This is a genomic window from Luteipulveratus flavus (genome assembly GCF_029439465.1).
Taxonomy (GTDB): domain Bacteria; phylum Actinomycetota; class Actinomycetes; order Actinomycetales; family Dermatophilaceae; genus Luteipulveratus; species Luteipulveratus flavus.
Genome location: NZ_JAROAV010000028.1, coordinates 539927 through 561352, shown reverse-complemented (window position 1 = coordinate 561352; position 21426 = coordinate 539927). Strand labels below are relative to the sequence as shown.

Below are 21426 nucleotides of genomic sequence, written 5' to 3'. Positions count from 1 at the left end.
GGTCGGCACGGTCCGCGGGAGACGTCGTGCGTGAGATCCGGGGCGCGCGGGTAGGGCGAGGGGAACCGACCCGAGGAGACGACATGACGTCCTTGTGGCTCGACGGCCGCGAGCCGATCCGTTCCGACTCGTTGGAGGGGGACTCCTGCGACGACGTCGTCGTGGGAGCGGGCCTCACCGGGCTGATGACGGCGCTGCTCCTGAGCCGATCCGGACGCGGCGTGGTGGTGCTGGAGGCCCGCGAGGTCGGTGCTGTCACGACCGGCAACACGACGGGCAAGCTCTCGCTCCTGCAGGGCACCAAGTACACCCGGCTGACCAGCCGGCACCCGGAGTCCCTCGTGCGGGCGTACGTCGAGGCGAACCTCGAGGGCCAGCAGTGGCTGCTGCGCTACTGCGAGGAGCATGACGTCCCGGTGCAGCGGCGGCCCGCGGTGACGTACGCCCCGGACGACGCGCAGGGGCTGAAGGCGGCGCGCGACGAGCACGAGGCGGCCACGGCGGCCGGGCTGGGCGTGCGTTGGGCGGACGACCTGGACGTGCCGTTCCCGCACCGCGGCGGCACGGTGCTGGAGGACCAGGCGCAGCTGGACCCGATGGACCTGCTGGAGGCCCTGGTCGAGAGCGTCCGGGCCGAGGGCGGGCGCATCGTCACCGGCGCTCGCGTGCAGCACGTGTCGCGGCTGCGCTCGCCCACCGTGCGTCTCGAGGACGGACGGTCGATCCGGTGCGAGCACGTGATCCTCGCGACCGGGACGCCGATCCTGGACCGCGGCCTGTACTTCGCCAAGCTCGAGCCCGGCCGGTCGTACGCGCTCGCGTACGACTACCCCGACGCGCCGGAGCTGATGATGCTGTCGGCATCCGGCCCGACCCGGTCGGTCCGGGACGCGCCGGCGACGTCCGGGCGGGCGCTGCTCATCGGAGGCGACGGCCACGTGGTCGGTCGCACCCGTTCCGAGCGAGCGCACCTCAACCGGCTGCGCGACTGGACGGCCGAGTACTTTCCGGGCGCGGTCGAGACGCACCACTGGTCGGCCCAGGACTACACCTCACACGACGGCGTCCCGTACGTCGGTGGCATGCCGCGTAGCCTCGGAAAGGTCTACGTGGCAACGGGATACGCGAAGTGGGGCCTGACCAACGGGGTTGCGGCTGCCCTCGACATCACCGCGCAGATCCTCGACGGCCGGCTGCGCTGGGCCGACCGGATGCACCACCGGGTGACCCGGCCGCGGAGCGCCCTGGAGCCGGTCCGGATGAACGCCGGCGTCGCGGTGTCCGGGCTCCAGCACGTCCTGGACGCCGCGCTGCGCGGCCGGCCCGAGACGCCGCCCAAGGAGGGCACCGGCGAGGTGGGCCGCTCGGGTGTGGTCCCGGTCGGTGTCTCGACCGTGAACGGGCGCACCTGCGCGGTCCAGGCGCTGTGCACCCACCTGGGCGGCGTCCTGGCGTGGAACGACGCGGAGAAGTCCTGGGACTGCCCGCTGCACGGATCGCGCTTCTCGCCGACGGGCGAGGTGCTCGAGGGCCCCGCCACCCGAGCCCTCCCGCGCCGCGGGCCGGACGGACCGACGCCGTAGACCAGTGACCGGGAGTGAGTCCTGGCCCACTCCCCGTCACCGCTCCGGTTTCGGCGCGGTTCGGGCCCGGACGCGCGATGTCGTGAGAAGTGGCCCCGGGTCAGGCGGATGGCGGGGCCAGGACGCGCGATGTCGTGGCAGGTGGCCCTGGGTCGGACGGATGGCGGGTCAGGCGGCGGTGTGCTCGGGCTTGAGAACCACCTTGATGCAGCCGTCCGCCTTCTCCTGGAACATCTTGTAGCCCTCCGGCGCCTCCCGCAGCGGCAGGTGGTGGGTGGCGAAGGCCTCGACGTCGAACGCCTTCTCGTCCTGCTGCAGGATGTCCAGCAGCTCGCCGGACCAGCGCCGTACGTTGGCCTGGCCCATCCGCAGCGTGAGCTGCTTGTCGAACATGTCCATCAGCGGCATCGGGTCGGCCGTACCGCCGTACACCCCGGACAGGGAGACCGTGCCGCCCCGGCGGACGGAGTCCATCGACGCGTACAGCGCCGCGAGCCGGTCGATGCCCATGGTCTCGATCGCCTTGCGTGCCAACGGTTTCGGAGCCCGTCCGACCAGCTTGATCATCTGCTCGGCGACGGGGTTGCCGTGCGCCTCCATGCCGACGGCGTCGACGGCGCCGTCGACGCCGCGTCCCTGGGTGAGCTCGCGGACCATCCCCGGGAGGTCGTCGACGGAGCGCAGGTCGATGGTCTCGGCGCCGTGGCTCGCCGCCATCGCCAGCCGCTCGGGGACGAGGTCGGCGGCGAGGACGCGCTCGGCGCCCATCTGCCGGGCGGACCGGACCGTCATCTGACCGACCGGCCCGAGCCCGACGACCAGCAGGGTGCTGCCCTCGGTGACGTCGGCGTACCGGGCCGCCTGCCACGCGGTCGGGAGGATGTCGGACAGGTAGAGGTACCGCTCGTCGGGCCCGTCCTCGGGCACCCGGATCGGGCCGTACTGCGCCTGCGGCACCCGCAGGTACTCCGCCTGGCCGCCCGGCACCGAGCCGTACAGGCTGGTGTACCCGAAGAGCGCGGCCCCCTTGCCCTGGTCGGTCACCTGGGTGGTCTCGCACTGCGACTGCAGTCCGTGATCGCACATCCAGCAGTGGCCGCAGGAGATGTTGAACGGGACGACGACCCGGTCGCCGACCTGGAGATCGCCCGTGTCGGAGCCGACCTCCTCGACGACGCCCATCGCCTCGTGGCCGAGGACGTCACCGGACTCCAGGTACGGCCCGAGCACGCTGTACAGGTGCAGGTCGGACCCGCAGATCGCGGTCGAGGTAACCCGGATGATCGCGTCGGTGGGCTGCTCGATCCGGGGATCGGGCACCTCCTCGACCGTGACGTTCTCGGGGCCCTGCCAGGTCAGCGCCTTCATCGTCGCTTCTCCTCCAGATCGACTGCCGGTGTCCGGCCTGCGTACCCGGGGGCTGGTGGCCCGAACCGTGGAGGAGCACGATGTTTGCGTGGCGTGCCCGCGGGTACGGCCACGACAGACCCGCCCTGACTGGAGAGGTGTGTGCCGATGAGTCCCGCGCTGCCGTGGCCCGTCATCCGTCAGCTCACCGGCCGCGACAGGTCGGGTCGAGGCTCCGCCGTGAAGTCCTGGCACACCGCGTCGCTGCAGCCGCGCACCGCGACCGCCGACCGGGTCGTGGACTCCGTCTGCCCGTACTGCGCGGTCGGCTGCGGCCAGCACGTGTACGTCAAGGACGAGAAGGTCGTCCAGGTCGAGGGCAACCCGGACTCGCCGATCAGCCGAGGACGCCTGTGCCCGAAGGGATCCGCGACCCTGCAGCTGACGACGGGCGATGCCCGGGAGCGGTACGTGCTGTACCGCCCGCCGTACGCCCGCGACTGGCAGCGGCTCGACCTCGACACGGCGATGGAGATGGTCGCCGACCGCCTGCTGGAGACCCGCGCCGACACCTGGGAGTGGCGGACCGACGAGGGGCTGGAGACGCGGCGCACGCTCGGCGTCGCGAGCCTCGGCGGGGCGACGCTGGACAACGAGGAGAACTACCTGATCAAGAAGCTGTTCACCTCGCTCGGCATCGTCCAGGTCGAGAACCAGGCACGGGTCTGCCACAGCTCGACGGTCGCGGCGCTCGGCACGTCGTTCGGCCGCGGTGGCTCGACGACGTACTTGCAAGACCTGCAGCACGCCGACTGCATCGTCATCGAGGGGTCCAACTTCGCCGAGGCGCACCCGGTCGGCTTCCAGTGGGTCATGGAGGCCAAGGCGCGCGGCGCGAAGATCATCCACGTCGACCCGCGCTTCTCCCGGACCAGCGCGATGGCCGACCTGTACGTCCCCATCCGCGCCGGCACCGACATCGCCTGGCTCGGCGCCCTGATCAACCATGTCCTGACGAACGATGACTACTTCCACGAGTACGTCGTGAGCTACACCAACGCCGCGACGATCCTGCACGAGGACTTCCAGGACACCGAGGACCTGGACGGCCTCTTCTCTGGGCTCAACACCGAGTCGATGGTGTACGACCAGCACTCCTGGCAGTACGAGGGCTCGGAGGTCGCGGCCGCGTCCGGTGACCGCGACAGCCAGTACGACGACGTGACAGGGGGCGGTCGGAGCACGGCGGAGTCCGGGCACGCCCACTCCCACGGGTCGGGTGGTCCGTCGATCCGCGGGACCTGGCGGCGGGACGAGACGCTGCAGGACCCGCGCTGCGTGTTCCAGGTGCTCAAGCGGCACTACGCGCGCTACACCCGGGAGATGGTCGAGGAGGTGTGCGGCGTCCCGCAGCACCTCTTCCACCAGGTCGCCGAGGCCCTCGTCGCGAACTCCGGCCGGGAGCGGACGACGGCGTTCGCGTACGCGGTGGGCTGGACCCAGCACACCGTCGGTGCGCAGTACATCCGGACCGCCTGCATCCTGCAGCTGCTGCTCGGCAACATCGGGCGGCCCGGCGGCGGCATCATGGCGCTGCGCGGCCACGCGAGCATCCAGGGCTCCAGCGACATCCCGACGCTGTTCGACCTGCTGCCCGGCTACATCCCGATGCCGCACGCGCACCGCGAGCAGGACCTGCACAGCTTCCTGGAGGCGGACGCCGCCGACCGTGGCTTCTGGGCGCTGATGCCGGCGTACGTCACCAGCCTGCTCAAGGCGTGGTGGGGGGACGCGGCCACCGCCGAGAACGACTTCTGCTTCGACTACCTGCCCCGGCTCACCGGCAGCCACAGCACGTACGAGACCGTGCAGGCGCAGCTGGACGGCCAGTGCAAGGGCTACTTCCTGATGGGGGAGAACCCCGCGGTCGGCTCCGCCAACGCCGGCCTCCAGCGGCGGGGGATGGCGCAGCTGGACTGGCTGGTCGTGCGCGACTTCTCCCTCATCGAGAGCGCGACCTGGTGGCAGGACGGCCCCGAGATCGAGACCGGGGAGATGCGCACCGAGGACATCGGCACCGAGGTGTTCTTCTTCCCCGCCGCCTCGCACACCGAGAAGAGCGGCAGCTTCACCAACACCAACCGGCTGCTGCAGTGGCACGACACCGCGGTCGAGCCGGAGCAGGACCGGCGCAGCGACCTGTGGTTCATGTACCACCTGGGTCGCATCGTCCGGGACCGGCTGGCGAGCTCCACGGACGAGCGGGACCGCCCGGTCCTGGACCTCACCTGGGACTACCCCACATCCGGCGCGCTCGACGAGCCGGACGCCGAGGCGGTGCTTGCGGAGATCAACGGACGCGACGCGCAGGGAGAGCCGCTGTCGGCGTACACCGAGCTCAAGGACGACGGCAGCACGACGTGCGGGTGCTGGATCTACTGCGGCTGCTACGCCGACGGGGTCAACCAGCCGCGCCGCCGCAAGCCGCACACCGAGCAGACCGTCTCCTCCCAGGAGTGGGGCTGGGCGTGGCCGGCGAACCGGCGCGAGCTGTACAACCGGGCCTCCGCCGACCCCGACGGCAAGCCGTGGAGCGAGCGCAAGCGGCTGGTCTGGTGGGACGCGGACGCGAAGAGGTGGGTCGGTGACGACGTGCCGGACTTCGAGCCGACCAAGCCGCCGGACTACCGGCCGCCCGACGACGCCGAGGGCATCGACGCCTTGTCCGGCATCGACCCGTTCATCATGCAGGCGGACGGACGGGGCTGGCTGTACGCCCCGGCCGGGCTGCTCGACGGTCCGCTGCCGACGCACTACGAGCCGCAGGACTCACCGGCCGACAACGCGCTGTACGGCCAGCAGCGCAACCCGGTCCGCCAGGTGTTCTCGCGGCCGCGAAATCGCTACCATCCCAGCGGTTCCGAGCCGGGGGCCGAGGTGTTCCCGTACGTCGTCACGACCTACCGGCTGACCGAGCACTTCACCGCGGGCGGGATGACGCGGTGGCTGCCGTACCTCGCGGAGCTGCAGCCGGCGTTCTTCTGCGAGGTGTCACCGGAGCTGGCGACCGAGCGCGGCCTGAAGCACCACGGCTGGGCGACGATCGTGACGGCGCGGGGCGTCGTCGAGGCGCGGGTGATGGTGACGCGGCGGATGACGCCCCTGCGGGTGGGCGGGCGGACGATTCACCAGATCGGGATGCCCTACCACTGGGGTCCGAACGGTCTCACCAAGGGCGACGCGATGAACGAGCTGTCCTCCGTCGCGATGGACCCGAACGTGCACATCCAGGAGGTGAAGGCGCTCACCGCCGATATCCAGCCCGGCCGCCGACCACGCGGCGCGGACGTGCAGGCCCTGCTGGACCGCTACATCGCGCGGGCACGGATCGACGACCGGACCGGGATGGAAGGAGTGTCGAGGCGATGACCAAGGTGGACCTCGGAATGCCGCGGATGGGCTTCTTCACCGACACCACGGTGTGCATCGGCTGCAAGGCGTGCGAGGTGGCGTGCAAGGAGTGGAACGCCGTCCCGGCCAAGCCGCTGAACCTCACCGGCGAGTCCTTCGACAACACCTCCGGGCTGACGGCCGACTCCTGGCGCCACGTCGCCTTCATCGAGAAGACGGTCCCCGCGCCCGGCGACGACGGCGCCAAGGACGTGAAGTGGCTGATGTCCTCGGACGTCTGCAAGCACTGCACGCACGCCGCGTGCCTGGACGTCTGCCCGACCGGGTCGCTGTTCCGTACCGAGTTCGGGACGGTCGTCGTCCAGCAGGACATCTGCAACGGTTGCGGCTACTGCGTTTCCGCGTGCCCGTACGGCGTCATCGACCAGCGCGAGGATGACGGCCGGGTGTTCAAGTGCACGATGTGCTACGACCGCATCGGCGACGGCGGCGAACCCGCCTGCGCCAAGGCCTGCCCGACCGACTCGATCCAGTACGGCGAGCTAGACCTGTTGCGGGACAAGGCTTCTCGGCGCGTCGCCGAGCTGCACGCGCAGGGTCTCACCGACGCGCGGCTGTACGGCCAATCACCGGACGACGGCGTCGGCGGCACCGGCGCGTTCTTCCTGCTGCTGGACGAGCCCGAGACGTACGGCCTGCCGCCGGACCCGGTAGTCACGACGCGCGACCTGCCGGGCATGTGGCGGCGTACGGCGGTGGCCGCGGCAACGCTGCTGGCCGGTGTTGCGGTGTCGTTCGCAGGTGCGCGCCGATGAGCCCGCGGCGCGAGCTGGAGCCCGAGTTCGCCTCGTACTACGGGCGGCCCATCCTCAAGGAGCCGACGTGGGAGGCCCGCGACATCGCTGGCTACCTGTTCGCCGGCGGTCTGGCCGGAGCGTCGTCCGCGATCGCCGCGGCGGCACAGCTGACCGGACGGCCGGCGCTCGCGCGCGTCTCGCGGATCGGTGCGGTGGGCGGCCTCGGGTTCTCCGTCGTCGCGCTGGTGCACGACCTCGGGCGGCCCGCGCGGTTCGTCAACATGCTGCGCGTCGCCAAGCCGACCTCGCCGATGAGCGTCGGTTCGTGGCTGCTCGCCGGGTACGGACCGCTGGCGGGCGCGGCGCTGCTCAGCGACCTCACCGGCATCGCCCGCCCGGCCGGGTACGCCGCCGGAGTGGGCGCCGGCGTGCTGGGTGCGGGCGTCGCGACGTACACCTCCGCGCTGTTCGCCGACACGGCCGTACCCGCCTGGCACGAGGGGCGGCACGAGCTGCCGTTCCTCTTCGCCGGGTCGGCGGTGTGCGCGGCGAGCGGGTTCGCGCTGATCGGTTCGCCGACCGCTCAGGTCGCGCCGCTGCGGACGCTCGCCGTCGGAGGAGCGGCCCTGGAGCTGTCGATGAGCGCGCGGATGCCGCGCAGCGCCGGTCTCGCGGGGGAGACGTTCGGCCTCGGGCGCGCCGGTGCGCTGATGCGCTCCGCCCGCGTGGCCACCGCGGTCGGCGCCCTGGGCGCCGGGGTGCTCGGCGGGCGCAGCCGCGCGGTCGCGGCCGCCTCCGGTCTGGCGCTGCTGGCGGGCTCGGCCCTGACCCGGTTCGGCATCTTCGAGGCGGGCCGGCTCTCCACCCAGGACCCCAAGTACGTCGTCGTCCCCCAGCGCGAGCGCCTCGCGCAGCAGGACCGGGAGGCCGCCACCGTCGGCTGAGGCGACCTTCGATTGCGGGGGTTCGACCGGCGGCGGATGGGTAGCAAGCAGTCATGGGACGAGGAATTCTGCGAGGAGCCGTCGCCGGCGCCGCGGGTACGACCGCCCTTGACGCCGTCACCTACCTGGACATGGCGGTACGCGGCCGCGGCACGAGCAGCACACCGGAGGACACGGTCGAGCGCGGAGCCCACGTCGTCGGTCTGAAGATCCCGGGCGAGGGCGAGACCCGCGCGAACCGGGTGCAGGGCCTCGGCCCCCTCTCAGGGATCGCCGTCGGCGTCGGTACGGGCGTCGCGAGCGGCGTCGTGCAGGCGACCCTGCGCTCCCGCGGGCAGCGGCTGCCCGCGGCGGTCGGCGTCCTGGCCGTCAGCGCGGCGGCGATGGCCCTGGCCAACGGCCCGATGACCGTGCTCGGCGTCACCGACCCGCGCACCTGGTCCGCCACCGATTGGCTCAGCGACGCCGTCCCGCACCTGGCGTACGGGCTGGTGACGTATGCCGCGCTCCAGGACTAGCTCAGCGATCTGCCGATTCCGACCGCCCCGCTCCGAGGAGGACGCACCACCATGGCATCCCAGCGCAGCACGACCACCGATCACGACGAGATCCGTGCGTGGGTGGAGAAGCACGATGGACGCCCGGCGGCCGTGAAGTACACCGCCACGGGCGACGACCCCGGCGTCCTGCGCATCGGCTTCCCCGGAGGGATGGGTCCCGACGTCATCGAGCAGATCACCTGGGACCAGTGGTTCGGCAAGTTCGAGGACGAAGGTCTGGCGTTCTGCTACCCGCGGCGCCAGGGCGAGGAGGACAGCACGTCGTTCCGGCTCGTGGAGCGCTGACCTCGGTCACCGTTCGCCCCGCCGACCGCGGCGCTCGGTGCGCTCGGTGCGCTCGGCGTTCCGCCGTGGACGTCGGGTGCGGCGGTTCTTCCGTCGCGGGCGCGTGAGCGTGCGTGCGCCCGGGTAGAACGGCGAGATGATGGATGAGCGCCTCCAGGAGGCGACCCGTAGCCCTGCCCACACCGAGGACATGAGCGCCCAGTCCGTAGGAACCCTCTCGACCGGAACCCCTCAGGAGGAGGTCACGGCCGGCACCCGCACGGTCGGTGTCGAGGAGGAGTTCCTGCTGGTCGACCCGCACACCGGTCGGACGGTGCCCATCGCGTCCGCGCTGCTGCAGTCGGGCACCGGTCCGGACACCGAGGACGAGCACGTCGAGGCCGAGCTGCAGGAGCAGCAGCTGGAGACCCGCACCGACCCGCACGCCCGTCTCGCCGCGCTGCGGGAGGGCCTGATCGAGCGCCGACTTCAGGCGGACGAGATCGCCCGGACCGCCGGCGCGCGCATCGTCGCGCTCGCGACCGCGCCGCTGCCCGTCACGCCGATCACGACGCCGGCCGCCCGCTACCAGCGGATGGCGCAGCGGTACGGCCCGATCGAGCAGTCCCAGCTGAGCTGCGGCTGCCACGTGCACGTCGCCGTCGCCTCCGACGACGAGGCGGTCACTGCCATCGACCGCATCCGCGGGTGGCTCGCGCCGTTGGTCGCGCTGACCTCCAACTCCCCGTTCTACGGCGGCGAGGACACCTCGTACGCCAGCTTCCGTACGCAGCTGTGGTCCCGCTGGCCCTCGACCGGGCCGATCGAGGTGGTGCACACCCCGAAGGCGTACGAGGAGCTGGTCACCCAGGTGCTCGCGACGGGCTCGGCGATGGACCGCGGGATGGTCTACTTCGACGCCCGGCTGTCCGAGTCGTACCCCACGGTCGAGGTCCGGGTCGCGGACGTGTGCCTCGACGTCGACGACGCCGTGCTGATGGCCGCGCTCGTCCGGGGCCTGGTCGACTCCGCGACCGCCGAGTGGGTCGACGACGAGCCGATCCCCGTCGCCGCCCACGTCCTGCGCGGTGCCGGGTGGCGGGCCTCCCGGTTCGGGCTGTCCGAGGAGCTCTACCACCCGGTGGAGGGGCGCTCGCTGCCCGCGAGCGAGGTCGTCCACGACCTGTACTCCCGCATCCGGCCCGCGCTGGACCGGTACGGCGACGCCGACTGGGTCGGGCAGCGCCTCGAGCACCTGCTGCGCGACGGCAACGGCGCCGACCACCAGCGGACCGTGTACGGGCGTACCGGCTCGCTCGAGGCCGTCGTCGCGGACGCCGTCGAGGTCACGACCCGCCAGCCGTAGTCTCCCCTTCCGCGAATCCCGTCTGTTCGGCCCTCCATGGACGGCCGAACAGACGGGATTCGCTGTCGGTGGGGGCCATCGGGGTCGGCCGGGTTGGAGCGGGCAGCGCGTGGGTAGGGCAGCACAGAGCCGTTGCGAGCGGCGCCCGCACCCCTGTGACCGAGGAGCTGTCATGACCGTCACCAGGTTCCAGGACCTTCCGCTGGCCGACCGGGACCGCGAGTGGGACGGCGACGCCGCCGAGAAGCGCGTCCGCGCGTGGGCCGACGCCGAGGACGGACCCACGGCGAGGTACCGCGACGCCCACGTCTGGTACGACGGCGACCACCCGGACAACTTCACCGCGTACAAGCTGCTGATCGCCGACGTGGTCGACGGCCGGCTGCAGGCGGTCCCGCACGGGATCATGGCCGCCGCCGGAGTCGTCCAGGGCGCGCGGGGCGGGGTCGACATCCCGGCGGGCGACGCCGACCGCGTGCGCAACCACCTGCGCCGCTACTACGAGAAGATGCACGACGACGCCCCATGGGAGGACTGACACCTTCCGCCGCCCGGACTGCCCCCGCGATGATCGTGTGTCGGCACCGATCCACCGGGTACCCCTGTCGAACCGAGGCGGTCGACGGCCGCCACCACGACCGGTCCGGAGGTGGACGCCCGTGGTGAACCGCTCCCAGGAGAGCGTTCCGGACGCTGTCGTCGTCGGGGCCGGACCCAACGGCCTCGTGGCAGCCAACGCCCTCGCCGACGCGGGTTGGACGGTCGTCCTGCTGGAACGCAACGACGAGCCGGGCGGTGCCGTCCGCAGCGCCGAGGTGGCGGCTCCCGGATTCGTCAGCGACCTGTTCAGCGCCTTCTACCCGTTGGCGGCAGCCAGCCCGGTGATCCGCGACCTGCAACTGCAGGACCACGGGCTGCACTGGATGCATGCCCCGGCCGTCGTGGGCCACGCCACACCGGACGGAGGCGCGGCGGTCCTGGAGCGTTCGCCCGAGGACACTGCAGCCGGGCTGGAGGCCCAGGCCGCAGGCGACGGTGAGGCGTGGCTGGCGATGTACCGGCACTGGCGCGCCGTGCGCGACCCCTTGCTCCAGGCGCTGTTCACCCCGTTCCCGCCGGTCCGGGCGGCGCTGCGACTCGCGCGCCGGCAGCGGACGGCCGGTCTGGTCGAGCTGGCCCGGCTGGCGGCGGTGCCCGTCCGGCGGCTCGGGCACGAACGCTTCACCGGGCCCGGTGGACGGCTGCTGCTGACCGGCAACGCCATGCACAGCGACGTGCCACCCGACGGCGCCGGCAGCGGGTTCTTCGGCTGGCTGCTGGCGATGCTGGGCCAGGACGTCGGCTTCCCCGTCCCGCGCGGCGGTGCCGGTGAGCTGTCGGGCGCGATGGCGCGTCGGGCCGCCTCCGTCGGCGTCGAGATCCGTACGGGCACCGCCGTCCAAGAGGTCCTGGTCGAGGGCGGTCGGGCCGTCGGCGTACGCCTCACGGACGGAACGACGGTCCGGGCCCGGCGCGGGGTGCTCGCCGACGTTCCCGCCCCGCTGCTGTACGAGCAGATGCTTCCGGCGGACGCAGTGCCGGCGAAGGTGCGCGCGGACCTGGACCGGTTCGAGTGGGACTCCGGCACGCTGAAGGTCAACTGGGCCCTCGACGGCCCGGTTCCCTGGGCTGCGCCCGGCCTGGACCGCGCGGGCACCGTCCATCTCGGAGTCGACGAGGACGGTCTGCTGGAGGTCGCGAAGGACCTCGCGCTGCGCCGTGCTCCTGCTCGGCCGTTCCTGCTGCTGGGCCAGATGACGACGGCGGACCCGACCCGTTCGCCGGCGGGCACCGAGTCGACGTGGGCGTACACCCACCTGCCGGTCGGCAGCGACTGGAGCGAGGAGGCGATCGCCGAGCAGGTCGGCCGGATGCGGCACGCGGTCGAGGAGGTCGCGCCGGGGTTCGGAGCACGCATCGTCGGGGAGTACGTGCAGTCGCCGGACCAGCTGCAGGACTGGAACCCCAGCCTCGTCGGCGGCTCGATCAACGCGGGGACCTCCGCGATCCATCAGCAGCTGTTCCTGCGGCCCGCCCCCGGGCTGGGTCGCGCTGAGACGCCGGTGGAGGGGCTCTACCTCGCCGGTGCGTCTGCGCACCCGGGTGGTGGCGTGCACGGGACGTGCGGGTGGAACGCCGCACGGGCGGCGCTCACCGCGCACGGTCCTCTCGGCGTGGTCAAGCGGGCGCTCGTTCGCACGGCGTGGGAGCGGCTGCTGCACGAACCCGGCGGTCGGACCGGCCCGGTACCGCTGTCCGCCCGACCGACGGCCGACCACCTGGCAACCTCGAGAGCAGGGATCGATGACTGAGGCACAGCACACAGCACGGCCCGTGGCGCTGGTGACCGGCGCCTCCAGCGGGATCGGGCTGGCGACCGCCCTCCGGCTCGCGGCACGCGGCACGACGGTGGTGCTGGTCGGCCGCAGCGAGGAGACGCTGGCCCAGGCTCGGCGCGCCTGCGAGCTGGTCGGCGGTACGGCCGTGGTCGCGGTCGCCGACGTCCGGGACACCGACGCGCTGCACGCGGCGTTCGAGACCGCGGCCTCGCTCGGACGGCTGGAGACTGTCGTCCACTGCGCGGGCGTCCTCGCGTACGGCCGGTTCGAGGACGTGCCGCCGGAGGTTTTCGAGGCCGTGCTCGACACCACGCTCGTGGGGGCGACGCGGGTCTGCCGTGAGGCGGTGCGGCGCTTCCGCGCGGCCGAGGGCGGCAGCGTCGTCCTCGTCGGCTCGCTGCTGGGGAAGGCGACGGCGCCCGGGATGATCTCCTACACCACCGCCAAGTGGGGGATGCACGGTTTCGTGCGCACCCTGCAGCAGGAGAACCGGGACCGTCCCGACGTCCGGATCTCGCTGATCTCACCCGGGGGCGTCGACACGCCCATCTACCAGCTGGCCGGCACCTACCTGGGGCGGCACGGTCAGGCGCCACCTCCCGTGGCGGGCGCCGACCGCGTGGCCGAGGCCATCCTGAAGGCGCTGGACCGGCCCCGGCGCGACCTCGACGTGGGCGTGGCCAACAAGGTCATCGTGCTCGGCTTCCGCACGATGCCTGGGTTGTACGACCTGCTCGTCGGTCCGCTGCTGAGCCGGCTGGCTCTGCAGCCGGGCAGCGGCGTGCCAGCGGGTTCCGGCAACGTCCTCCAACCCCGGCCGGCGGACGAGATCCGGGCCGGCCGCTCGCTGCTGCTCGGTACCGACGACCGCAACTCCGAAGGAGACGTCATGAGCTCGAACGGCACGTCCGAGGGATGGCGGCTGCACCGCACGGTGGCTGCCCCGACCGACCGGGTGTGGGAGGTCCTCGCCGACGGATGGAGCTACGCCACCTGGGTGGTCGGCACGGCGCGCATCCGCGCGGTGGACCAGGCGTGGCCCGCACCCGGCAGCCGCATCCACCACTCCGCCGGCGTCTGGCCGGTGCTCCTGTCCGACACGACCGTGGTGGAGGCGTGCGAGCCCGGACGGCGGCTGGTGCTCACGGCGCGCGGCTGGCCGGCGGGGGAGGCGCGCGTCCGGCTGACGCTGGAGCCCGACGGCGAGCACGCCTGCACCGTCACGATCCAGGAGGACGTGGTGTCCGGCCCGAGCCGCGTTCTCCCGAAGGTGCTGCGGCAGAGCGGGATCGCCCCGCGCAACACCGAGACGCTGCGCCGGCTGGCCCTGCTCGCCGAGCGGCGCGCCGACGCCGACGAGTAGCCGAGGGCGTCATCGAGACCCGGCGACGCGCGGGGAGGGTCTCCCTGCGGGTCACCGGGTCTCGATACGGGCATCACTTCGTTCGCCCTACTCGACCGGCGTGGGGGCGTTGGCCCTGCTCGACCGGCGTGGGGGCGTTGGCTCTAGTCGGTGGGCGGTCGGGACGGGACGGCGCTGACCTCGCTCGCTTCCGGGGGCGGTGTCGGATCCTGGTCGTGCTCGCCGCGGGGGCAGCGCTGGAGGAGGGCGACGATCGTCGCGGTGGCGTAGGCGGTGAAGCCGTCGGGGTCGCCCGGCCGGTAGCGGCGTACGGCCAGCACGAGGCCGAGCACCGCGGCATCCCGCAGCTGCTCGCGATCGGCGCCCTCGTCGAACCCGTCGGCCAGGCTCAGGGCCAGCGGTCGGTGCAGCTGGACGACCCGGTCACGCACCCGCGCGGCCACGGCCGGCGACTGCCTCGCGGCGTGCCGCAGCAGCTGCTCGGCATCGGTGAGAAGGGATGCTTCCGTGCTCATCGGCGACGACCTCTCCGGACCTGCGCAAGAGAAGGACCAGCCGCTGATTCGAGCTGGAGGATGCCGGGACAGCATAACCGCGCGGGTCGATCTGCGCGCCCGTACGAGAGGTGGTGGGTCCGTCAGACCGTGCGGCTCCTCGCGGCGAGCACCGCCTGGGCGCGGAAGCGGTTGTACCGCTGGATCGCGATGAACGGCGCGTTCACACCGACCCCGTACGCGACGAGCAGGGCGGTCGCCAGCGGCGGGTTCCACAGCGCGAAGAGCGGACCGCAGGCCATCGCCCACCAGTGCGTGAGCTCCGCCCGACGCGTCTCGCGGACGAACAGCGCCAGCCCACCACCGTCGGACACGGGCAGCCGCGCCTTGCTGACGCCGCCGGAGAAGAGGTCGCCGGCCTCGGGGAGCCGGTCCTTCCACCGGTCGATCCGCAGTCGCCGCCGGTACCAGCGGCCGCCGTCCTCGAACCGCTTCGCCCGCAGCAGCGGTCCGTCCCGCCTGAGGCGTCGCTCGTCCAGCCGGTGCGCGAGGTAACCCGTCCCGGCGTGGAAGGCGCCCCAGGCGATCACGTCGACCACGACGGTGAGCGGCAGCGGCATCACCGGCTCGAGCAACTCAGGCGTCCTTCGTGCTCGCAGGACCCCGGGCCAGCTCGACGTCACGGCCCCGCCAGCGCACCGACCGCCGCAGGTACGTGAGCACCAGCGAGCGCGCGAACAGCAGCCCGAAGGCGAGCAGCGGGACCGGGAAGACCGCCCAGGTCCACCACCGGAAGGAACCGATCCGGTGCAGGAACCACCGCAGCTGCAGCGCCGCGCCGAGCCAGGCGAGCAGCCACGCCACCAGCGACCCCGAGGACAGCGGAACCGGACTTCCGGCGACGGCTCCGGCGACCGACAGCAGCGTCCCGACCGCCACGGCGAAGTGCGCGGCGACCCAGACCGCCGCGGCCACCGCCGGACCGGTCGCCGCCTGGCTCGCGCCGGAGGCGATGTTCTTCGTCCACCCCTCGGCCAGCTGCCGGGGGCCGCCCGGGTACATCCGCATCCGCACGAGGTCGCCCCCCGCGAAGCAGCGGACGGGGAGACCGGCCTGCGCGTACGCGGCGGCCAGCCCGGCGTCGTCGAGGATGTTGGCGCGCGCCGCGGCGTGACCGCCGGCTCGTTCGTAGTCGGCGCGCGTGGTGAGCAGGCACGGGCCGAACGCCATCGGACGACGCCGCTCACTGTCGGAGAACGCGCCGCTGCCCATCAGCGACACGACGTTGAAGTAGGCGGACAGCTGCTCGTACGGCCGCTCGACCTGGTGGTACGGCTGCACCGACACGAGCCCGCCGCGGTCCTGGTGCAGCGCGAGCAGCCCGTCCAGCGCGTCAGGTGCGAGCACGGTGTCGGCGTCCAGGAACAGCAGGATCCGCCCGGTGGTGGCCTGCGCGCCGAGGTGGCAGGCGTGCGCCTTGCCGGTCCATCCGGCGGGCACCGCGGTGACCGGGAGGACCCTTGCTCCGCGCGCGCGGGCCACCTCGGCCGTGCCGTCGGACGACCCGTCGTCGACCACCACGACCTCGGCCACCGCTGACTCCAGTGTCGCGAGCGAGGTCAGCAGGGCGGGGAGCCGCGTCGCTTCGTCGCGGGCCGGGACCACGACCGACACCTCGCCGCCGCGGCCGTCCTCGGGTCCGCCCCGAGGGACGGGGCGCAGGCCGGCGAGCTGCCGGTGACCGAGCACGCCGGCGATCACCAGCAGGACGACCAGCAGCGCCGTACTCACGGGTGGCGCCCACCGAGCGGGGTGACGTGCAGGGGCATCCCACCGCGCGGGTGGACCGCGATCAGCGCCTGCGGGACCGGCGGGGACCAGTCGCGCGGCAGGCCGATCCGGTACGCCGTCAGCAGCCGACCGAGCACGATCGTCATCTCGCCGAGGGCGAACTCACGCCCGATGCACAGCCGGGGGCCGGCGCCGAACGGCAGGTAGTCCGACCGGGCGGCCGAGCGGTCCAGGAACCGTTCCGGCCGGAAGGCGTCCGGCTCGGGCCAGGCGTCGGCGCGGCGGTGCAGCAGCCAGGGGCTGATGATCGCGGTCGTGCCGGCCGGGACGTCGTGGCCGCTGAGGACGTCCGGCTGGTGGGAGCGGCGGGAGATCACCCAGGCCGGCGGGTACAGCCGCAGCGCCTCGTCGACGACCGCGCGCGTCCAGGGCAGCCGTTGCGCGGTGCCGACCATCGGGACGGGCCCGATGTGCGCGAGCGCCTCGGCCCGCAGCCGGTCCTGCGCGTCCTGGTCCTGGGCCAGCAGCATGAGCGACCAGGTCAGCGCGGCGGCCACGGTCTCGTGGCCGGCGATGACCATCGTGACCAGCTCGTCGCGGATCTCCTGGTCGCTCAGCCCGCTGTCGACCAGGAGCCCGAGCAGGTCGTCGCCACCGGCTCCGTCGCCGCCGACTCCGGTCGCCCGCCGCGTGGCGATCAGCTGCAGGCACAGCGTGTCCAGCTCGCGCCGGGTCCGTACCAGTCGACGGTTGAGCGGCGTGGGGATCCGCTCCGGCACCGGCACGATGCCGCGGCCGAGGCGGACGACGAGGCGAGCCGCGGCGCTGGTCGCCTCGAGCAGGCGGTGCGCCTGGTCGGACAGGTCGGCGGAGAAGAGCGCGCGTCCGACGACGTCCAGCGCGACGCCGAGGGTCAGCCGTGCGACGTCGACCGTGGCGCCGTACGGCGACGGGACGTCCCAACGGGCCAGCGCCTCGTCGGTCGCCTCGGCCACGTGGACGCCGACGCGGTCCAGGCGCTGGTGGTGGAAGGCGGGCGCGGCGAGACGGCGGTGGTCGATCCAGCTCGGCTCGGAGGAGGCGAGCAGGCCGGGCCCGGTGACGCGGCCGAGAGCGGCGTACTGGACGGTGTCCTTGCCCCAGGTGCGCGCGGAGGTCTGCAGGACGCGGCGGACGTCGTCGGGGTCGGACAGCAGCAGCGCAGGCGGCCCGGGGATGGGGAAGGCGACCCGGTCGCCGTACCGCTCCCGGGTGGCCGCGAGGTAGGACAGCGGGTCGGCGCGGATCGACCAGAAGCCCGTCGCCATGTCGCGCGGGGTGGGTCCCGGGATGCCGACGTCGATCGGCCGACGCGTCCACGCCGGGGCGGTCAGCGAGCTCATCGCGCGCCACCTCCGGTCCCGGCCGGGGACGGACGGCGTGCGGGCAGCGGCTCGGACAGGCGCTCGGTGGACCGGTCGCCGCGGACGGCCTTGAGCAGGACCTCGGCGCTGATCAGGCACATGGGCAGGCCGATGCCCGGGATGGTGCCGTGACCCGCGTAGTACAGGCCGTCGACCGTGCGCGAGGTGTTGCGGCCGCGCAGGAAGGCGCTCTGGCGCAGCGTGTGCGCGAGCCCGAGCGCGCCGCCGGCCCACGCGTTGAGGTCGGCCACGAAGTCGCCGGGACCGATGGTGCGACGGACCACGATCCGCTCGGCCAGGTCGGGAACGCCGGCCCAGGAGGCGATCTGGCGGACGGCGGCGTCGGCGACCCGCTCGACCTGCGGGTCGCCGTCGCCGTCGAGCCCGCCGCGTCCCAGCGCGGGGTCCGCAGGGACGGGGACGAGGACGAACAGGTTCTCGTGGTCGGGCGGCGCGGCGTCGGAGTCGGTCGCCGACGTCCGGGAGACGTAGATCGACGCGGGGTCGGGTACGGGGTCGCCCGAGCCGGCGAGGACGTCGAAGTGCCGCTCCCACTCCCGGGTGAACAGCAGCGAGTGGTGCGCGAGCTGCGGCAGCGAGCCACGGACGCCGAGCAGGACGAGCACCGCTCCGGGGCCGGGGTCGCGCCGGCGCCACCACGACTCGGGCCGGCTGCGCAGCGGCTCCGGCAGCAACCGCGTCTCGACGTGGTGCAGGTCGGTGGCGCCGACCACGACGTCGGCCGGGACCGTCCGCTCCTGCCCCTCGGCGTCGTGCACCCGCACGCCCCGGACCTGCGCCGTACGGCGATCGCCCCGCAGCGGCCGGGCCGCGCGCGGTGCGGTGACGATCTGCGTCGCTGTCGACCCGGTGTGGATGCGGACGCCCTCGGCCTCAGCCAGAGCCGCCAGCGAGTCGACGAGCCGGGCGAACCCACCCTGCGGGTAGAAGACGCCCTCCACCAGGTCGAGGTGGCTCATCAGGTGGTACATGCTCGGCGCGCGCGAAGGGGACGTGCCGAGGAAGACGGCCGGGTAGCCGAGCACCTGGGCGAGCCGGTGGTCGTGGACGTACCGGCCGGCGAACCGGTCCAGCGGCTGCCCGAGCAGCCGGGCCAGCCGGCCGAGCCGCCGCAGCACGTCGGGCCGTGCGAGGGGCAGCATCGAGGCGTACGTCGTGTAGAGGAAGCGTCGGACGGCCAGGTCGTACGTCTCCCGAGCGGACGCGAGGTAGGCGGTGAGCGCGGTCCCCGCGCCGGGCTCGACCCGCTCGAAGGCGGCCGCCACGGCCGCCGGGTCCGAGCGCACGTCCATCGGGCTCGGGTCGCCCTCGAAGAACACCCGGTACGCCGGGTCGAGCCGGACGAGGTCCAGCTGGTCCTGCGTGGTCGTGCCGAGCAGGCGGAAGAAGTGGTCGAACACGTCGGCCATGAGGTACCACGACGGTCCGGTGTCGAACCGGAACCCGTCGCGGTTCCACCGGCCGGCGCGGCCGCCGAGGACGGAGTTCTGCTCGTGCAGCTCGACGTCGTGCCCGTCCCGGGCCAGCAGCGCGGCCGACGCGAGGCCGGCGACGCCACCGCCGATGACGACTGCCGTGGGGCGCGCAGGCATCAGGACCGGTCGCGCAGGTAGGTGGCGACGGCGATCCGGGCCTTGACCGGGCCGGGTACGCGGACCCGTTGCCGCAGGATCTCGGTGGCCGGCGTGGCGCGCAGCCGCTCGGCCAGGTCGGTGAAGACCGCGTGCGCCACCGCGACCGCTGAGCGGCTGCTGTCGGGGAGCAGGGTGACCGCGGTCATCGCCGTGGCGAGGTCGGCGTCGATGTCGTCCAGCAGCAGGTTCTTCTGCGCCTCGGTCAGCTGCTCGGGCCGGACGTCGGGGAAGTAGCGGCGGCCGCGCAGCCGGTAGTCCTCGGCCAGGTCGCGCAGGAAGTTGACCTTCTGGAAGGCCGCGCCCAGGGCCTGGGCGCCGGGAGCGAGCCGGTCGTACGCGTCGCGGTCGTACCCCTCGTCGTGGCCCGGTGTGGCGAGGAAGGCCTTGAGGCACATCAGGCCGACGACCTCGGCGGACCCGTAGACGTACCGCGCGAAGCTCTCGGCGTCGTGCTCGCGCACCGTCAGGTCCGTGCGCATGGACGCGAAGAACGGTGTCACGAGATCGGCGCCGATGCCGCACTCGCGGGCCGTCGCGGCGAACGCGTGCACCACCAGGTTCGAGCTGTAGCCCTGGGCCAGGGCGTCGGTGGTCTCCAGCTCCAGCCGGTCCAGCACCTCGGCCGCGCGGTCGGGGTGGCTGACGCCCATCCGCCCGTCCACCACCTCGTCGGCGAGCCGGACCAGGGCGTACACCGCGGTGATGCGGTCGCGGACCGGCTGCTGCAGCAGCCGGCTGGCCAGCCCGAAGGAGGAGGAGTACGCGCGGATCACCGAGGCGGCCGCGTCGCGGGCCACGTCGTCGTAGAGCCGTTCGTCGTAGAGGTCCTGGCCGTCGACCGGCGGCTGCCCGGACCGACCCGGCCAGGAGAGGCGCCGGGTCCGGCGCAGCGGCATGGACATCCGCAGGCTCATGCTGCGGCCTGCCGCGGCGGCTGGATGGGGTCGGGCAGGTGCCTCGTCACGGCTGGGTCCACACCGAGCAACGCTATCTCGCGGGCGGCGCCCAGCAGGCCAAGGCCACCGGCGAGGATCCCGCCGGCGCCGGGGAGGGGGCGGGATCCGGTCATGTGCTCACCTCGGTCCGGCGTGGACGGTCGTGGGGCGTTCGGGTGCCGATGAACCGGTGGCCGCGGCCCGTGCGCTGCGTGGCTTGGGCCACCGCGACGGCGACGACGGCCGTGGCCCAGCCCGCGACGACGTCGATCACGTAGTGCTCGCCGGTGTACACCAGCGCGACCGCCATCACCGCGGCGTAGGCCGCGAGCGCAGCGCGCCACGGCCACCGCAGCACCGGCCAGAGGAAGAGCAGGAGGAGCACCGGGGTCGCCGCGTGCAGGGACGGCACCGCCGCGACCGGGTTGCTGCCGGCCTGGCCGTCGCCGAGCAGGTGCCGTACGAGCGGCAGACCGAGCGCGTCCCAGCCGAGGCCGGAGATGCGCCGCACCGGGGCGACGGCGCCCTGCTGCGAGGCGAGCCACGGGGGAGCGGCCGGGTACACCGCGTACAGGAGCATGCCGACCGCGGTGAGGGTCAGCACCGCCGTGATCCACGCGCGGAACCGGTCGCGGTAGTGCAGCCACACCAGCGCCGTGCCCACGGGCAGGACGACGAAGTGACTGACGTAGACGAGCGCGGCCACCGCGTCGTACCAGTGCGCACCGCCCCCGACGAGCCGCTGCTGGAGCCACGCCGACGGGACGACGCCGAAGACCGCCCGGTCGACCGCCGGCGGCGCCGTGACGTGCAGCCCGAACCCGAGCCGGTTCGTCACGCCCTGCCGCGGCCGTGCCGTGATCGGCGCGCTGATCCACTGAGCGAGCACATAGGACAGCAGGACCAGCGTGAGCGGGGAGCACGCCAGCAGCAGCTGCACCCAGGTCGGCTGCAACGGCCGGGGGAGGCGACGGGCGGGCTCCTCGGCGCTTGCACTGATCGGCCGAGCCGGCGTCCGCCTCATCCGCATCATCCGCTTCGTGTCGGCCTCCACTCGGCCCGTTGCCGGGCCGAGTCGTGCCGGTCCGCCTTCTACGGGTACCCGGTCGTACCCGAATGAACCAGCCGCCCTCGC

The 21426-nt window shown here is 73.2% G+C and carries 19 protein-coding genes; 10 read left to right on the top strand and 9 right to left on the bottom strand.

The genetic code is table 11. The features are described from left to right. Positions 1-83 precede the first annotated feature (83 nt). A complete protein-coding gene (locus tag P4R38_RS11455) occupies positions 84-1583 on the top strand; it encodes an FAD-dependent oxidoreductase (protein WP_277192240.1) in 1500 nt (499 codons plus the stop codon). Between the two features lie 168 nt (positions 1584-1751). On the opposite strand, the gene P4R38_RS11450 is transcribed toward P4R38_RS11455, so the two are convergent. Continuing rightward, a complete protein-coding gene (locus tag P4R38_RS11450) occupies positions 1752-2951 on the bottom strand; it encodes a zinc-dependent alcohol dehydrogenase (protein WP_277192239.1) in 1200 nt (399 codons plus the stop codon). Positions 2952-3098: 147 nt separating this feature from the next. On the opposite strand from P4R38_RS11450, the gene fdh reads away from it, so the two are divergent. The 9 genes from fdh to P4R38_RS11405 all read left to right on the top strand — a co-directional run bounded on the left by fdh (position 3099) and on the right by P4R38_RS11405 (position 14013). Next, complete coding sequence (gene fdh / locus P4R38_RS11445) at positions 3099-6359, top strand: formate dehydrogenase (protein ID WP_277192238.1); 3261 nt, start codon at positions 3099-3101, stop codon at positions 6357-6359. Continuing rightward, a complete protein-coding gene (locus tag P4R38_RS11440) occupies positions 6356-7156 on the top strand; it encodes a 4Fe-4S dicluster domain-containing protein (RefSeq protein WP_277192237.1) in 801 nt (266 codons plus the stop codon). Before fdh ends, P4R38_RS11440 begins: the two co-directional genes overlap by 4 nt. Continuing rightward, on the top strand, positions 7153-8082 hold the full coding sequence (gene nrfD / locus P4R38_RS11435) for an NrfD/PsrC family molybdoenzyme membrane anchor subunit (RefSeq protein WP_277192236.1): 930 nt from the start codon (positions 7153-7155) through the stop codon (positions 8080-8082). The genes P4R38_RS11440 and nrfD overlap by 4 nt, the downstream gene beginning before the upstream one ends. Before the next feature lie 53 nt (positions 8083-8135). Continuing rightward, complete coding sequence (locus tag P4R38_RS11430; RefSeq protein WP_277192235.1) at positions 8136-8600, top strand: hypothetical protein; 465 nt, start codon at positions 8136-8138, stop codon at positions 8598-8600. Between the two features lie 51 nt (positions 8601-8651). Continuing rightward, on the top strand, positions 8652-8927 hold the full coding sequence (locus P4R38_RS11425) for a hypothetical protein (protein WP_277192234.1): 276 nt from the start codon (positions 8652-8654) through the stop codon (positions 8925-8927). Positions 8928-9063: 136 nt separating this feature from the next. Further along, positions 9064-10272 (top strand): carboxylate-amine ligase, encoded by a 1209-nt coding sequence (locus tag P4R38_RS11420; RefSeq protein ID WP_277192233.1) that lies wholly within the window; start codon positions 9064-9066, stop codon positions 10270-10272. Positions 10273-10444: 172 nt separating this feature from the next. Then, entirely contained in the window at positions 10445-10810 is a 366-nt protein-coding gene (locus tag P4R38_RS11415; protein ID WP_275238223.1) for a hypothetical protein, read from the top strand. A 121-nt stretch (positions 10811-10931) separates the two neighbouring features. Further along, positions 10932-12623, top strand: coding sequence for a phytoene desaturase family protein (locus P4R38_RS11410; RefSeq protein WP_277192232.1), 1692 nt, complete (start codon positions 10932-10934; stop codon positions 12621-12623). Then, a complete protein-coding gene (locus P4R38_RS11405) occupies positions 12616-14013 on the top strand; it encodes an SDR family NAD(P)-dependent oxidoreductase (protein ID WP_277192231.1) in 1398 nt (465 codons plus the stop codon). The genes P4R38_RS11410 and P4R38_RS11405 overlap by 8 nt, the downstream gene beginning before the upstream one ends. Positions 14014-14156: 143 nt before the next feature. Here the strand turns inward: P4R38_RS11405 and P4R38_RS11400 are convergent, their stop codons facing one another. The 8 genes from P4R38_RS11400 to P4R38_RS11365 all read right to left on the bottom strand — a co-directional run bounded on the left by P4R38_RS11400 (position 14157) and on the right by P4R38_RS11365 (position 21315). Then, on the bottom strand, positions 14157-14528 hold the full coding sequence (locus P4R38_RS11400; protein ID WP_277192230.1) for a sigma-70 family RNA polymerase sigma factor: 372 nt from the start codon (positions 14526-14528) through the stop codon (positions 14157-14159). Between the two features lie 122 nt (positions 14529-14650). Further along, positions 14651-15142, bottom strand: a complete 492-nt coding sequence (locus P4R38_RS11395) for a glycosyl-4,4'-diaponeurosporenoate acyltransferase CrtO family protein (RefSeq protein ID WP_277192229.1) — start codon at positions 15140-15142, stop codon at positions 14651-14653. A gap of 1 nt (position 15143) precedes the next feature. Further along, positions 15144-16298: a glycosyltransferase gene (locus P4R38_RS11390; protein WP_277192228.1), complete on the bottom strand. Its 1155-nt coding sequence runs from the start codon at positions 16296-16298 to the stop codon at positions 15144-15146. Next, positions 16295-17680, bottom strand: a complete 1386-nt coding sequence (locus P4R38_RS11385) for a cytochrome P450 (RefSeq protein WP_277192227.1) — start codon at positions 17678-17680, stop codon at positions 16295-16297. The genes P4R38_RS11390 and P4R38_RS11385 overlap by 4 nt, the downstream gene beginning before the upstream one ends. Continuing rightward, positions 17677-19314 carry a phytoene desaturase family protein gene (gene crtI / locus P4R38_RS11380; RefSeq protein ID WP_277192226.1) on the bottom strand — a complete coding sequence of 546 codons (1638 nt, stop codon included), beginning with the start codon at positions 19312-19314 and terminating at the stop codon, positions 17677-17679. The genes P4R38_RS11385 and crtI overlap by 4 nt, the downstream gene beginning before the upstream one ends. Continuing rightward, entirely contained in the window at positions 19314-20270 is a 957-nt protein-coding gene (locus P4R38_RS11375) for a phytoene/squalene synthase family protein (protein WP_277192225.1), read from the bottom strand. Before P4R38_RS11375 ends, crtI begins: the two co-directional genes overlap by 1 nt. Next, entirely contained in the window at positions 20267-20425 is a 159-nt protein-coding gene (locus P4R38_RS11370; RefSeq protein ID WP_277192224.1) for a hypothetical protein, read from the bottom strand. Before P4R38_RS11370 ends, P4R38_RS11375 begins: the two co-directional genes overlap by 4 nt. Then, on the bottom strand, positions 20422-21315 hold the full coding sequence (locus P4R38_RS11365; protein WP_277192223.1) for a phosphatase PAP2 family protein: 894 nt from the start codon (positions 21313-21315) through the stop codon (positions 20422-20424). The genes P4R38_RS11370 and P4R38_RS11365 overlap by 4 nt, the downstream gene beginning before the upstream one ends. Positions 21316-21426 lie beyond the last annotated feature (111 nt).

What these genes read in the sequence shown, in the direction of transcription:
- nrfD (WP_277192236.1), top strand. Translation starts at nt 7,153, where the DNA reads ATGAGCCCGCGGCGCGAGCTGGAGCCCGAGTTCGCCTCGTACTACGGG.
- P4R38_RS11400 (WP_277192230.1), bottom strand. Translation starts at nt 14,528, where the DNA reads ATGAGCACGGAAGCATCCCTTCTCACCGATGCCGAGCAGCTGCTGCGG.
- P4R38_RS11365 (WP_277192223.1), bottom strand. Translation starts at nt 21,315, where the DNA reads ATGAGGCGGACGCCGGCTCGGCCGATCAGTGCAAGCGCCGAGGAGCCC.
- P4R38_RS11420 (WP_277192233.1), top strand. Translation starts at nt 9,064, where the DNA reads ATGATGGATGAGCGCCTCCAGGAGGCGACCCGTAGCCCTGCCCACACC.
- P4R38_RS11385 (WP_277192227.1), bottom strand. Translation starts at nt 17,680, where the DNA reads ATGAGCTCGCTGACCGCCCCGGCGTGGACGCGTCGGCCGATCGACGTC.
- P4R38_RS11375 (WP_277192225.1), bottom strand. Translation starts at nt 20,270, where the DNA reads ATGAGCCTGCGGATGTCCATGCCGCTGCGCCGGACCCGGCGCCTCTCC.
- P4R38_RS11405 (WP_277192231.1), top strand. Translation starts at nt 12,616, where the DNA reads ATGACTGAGGCACAGCACACAGCACGGCCCGTGGCGCTGGTGACCGGC.
- P4R38_RS11455 (WP_277192240.1), top strand. Translation starts at nt 84, where the DNA reads ATGACGTCCTTGTGGCTCGACGGCCGCGAGCCGATCCGTTCCGACTCG.
- crtI (WP_277192226.1), bottom strand. Translation starts at nt 19,314, where the DNA reads ATGCCTGCGCGCCCCACGGCAGTCGTCATCGGCGGTGGCGTCGCCGGC.
- P4R38_RS11370 (WP_277192224.1), bottom strand. Translation starts at nt 20,425, where the DNA reads ATGACCGGATCCCGCCCCCTCCCCGGCGCCGGCGGGATCCTCGCCGGT.
- P4R38_RS11430 (WP_277192235.1), top strand. Translation starts at nt 8,136, where the DNA reads ATGGGACGAGGAATTCTGCGAGGAGCCGTCGCCGGCGCCGCGGGTACG.
- P4R38_RS11450 (WP_277192239.1), bottom strand. Translation starts at nt 2,951, where the DNA reads ATGAAGGCGCTGACCTGGCAGGGCCCCGAGAACGTCACGGTCGAGGAG.
- P4R38_RS11440 (WP_277192237.1), top strand. Translation starts at nt 6,356, where the DNA reads ATGACCAAGGTGGACCTCGGAATGCCGCGGATGGGCTTCTTCACCGAC.
- P4R38_RS11415 (WP_275238223.1), top strand. Translation starts at nt 10,445, where the DNA reads ATGACCGTCACCAGGTTCCAGGACCTTCCGCTGGCCGACCGGGACCGC.
- fdh (WP_277192238.1), top strand. Translation starts at nt 3,099, where the DNA reads ATGAGTCCCGCGCTGCCGTGGCCCGTCATCCGTCAGCTCACCGGCCGC.
- P4R38_RS11425 (WP_277192234.1), top strand. Translation starts at nt 8,652, where the DNA reads ATGGCATCCCAGCGCAGCACGACCACCGATCACGACGAGATCCGTGCG.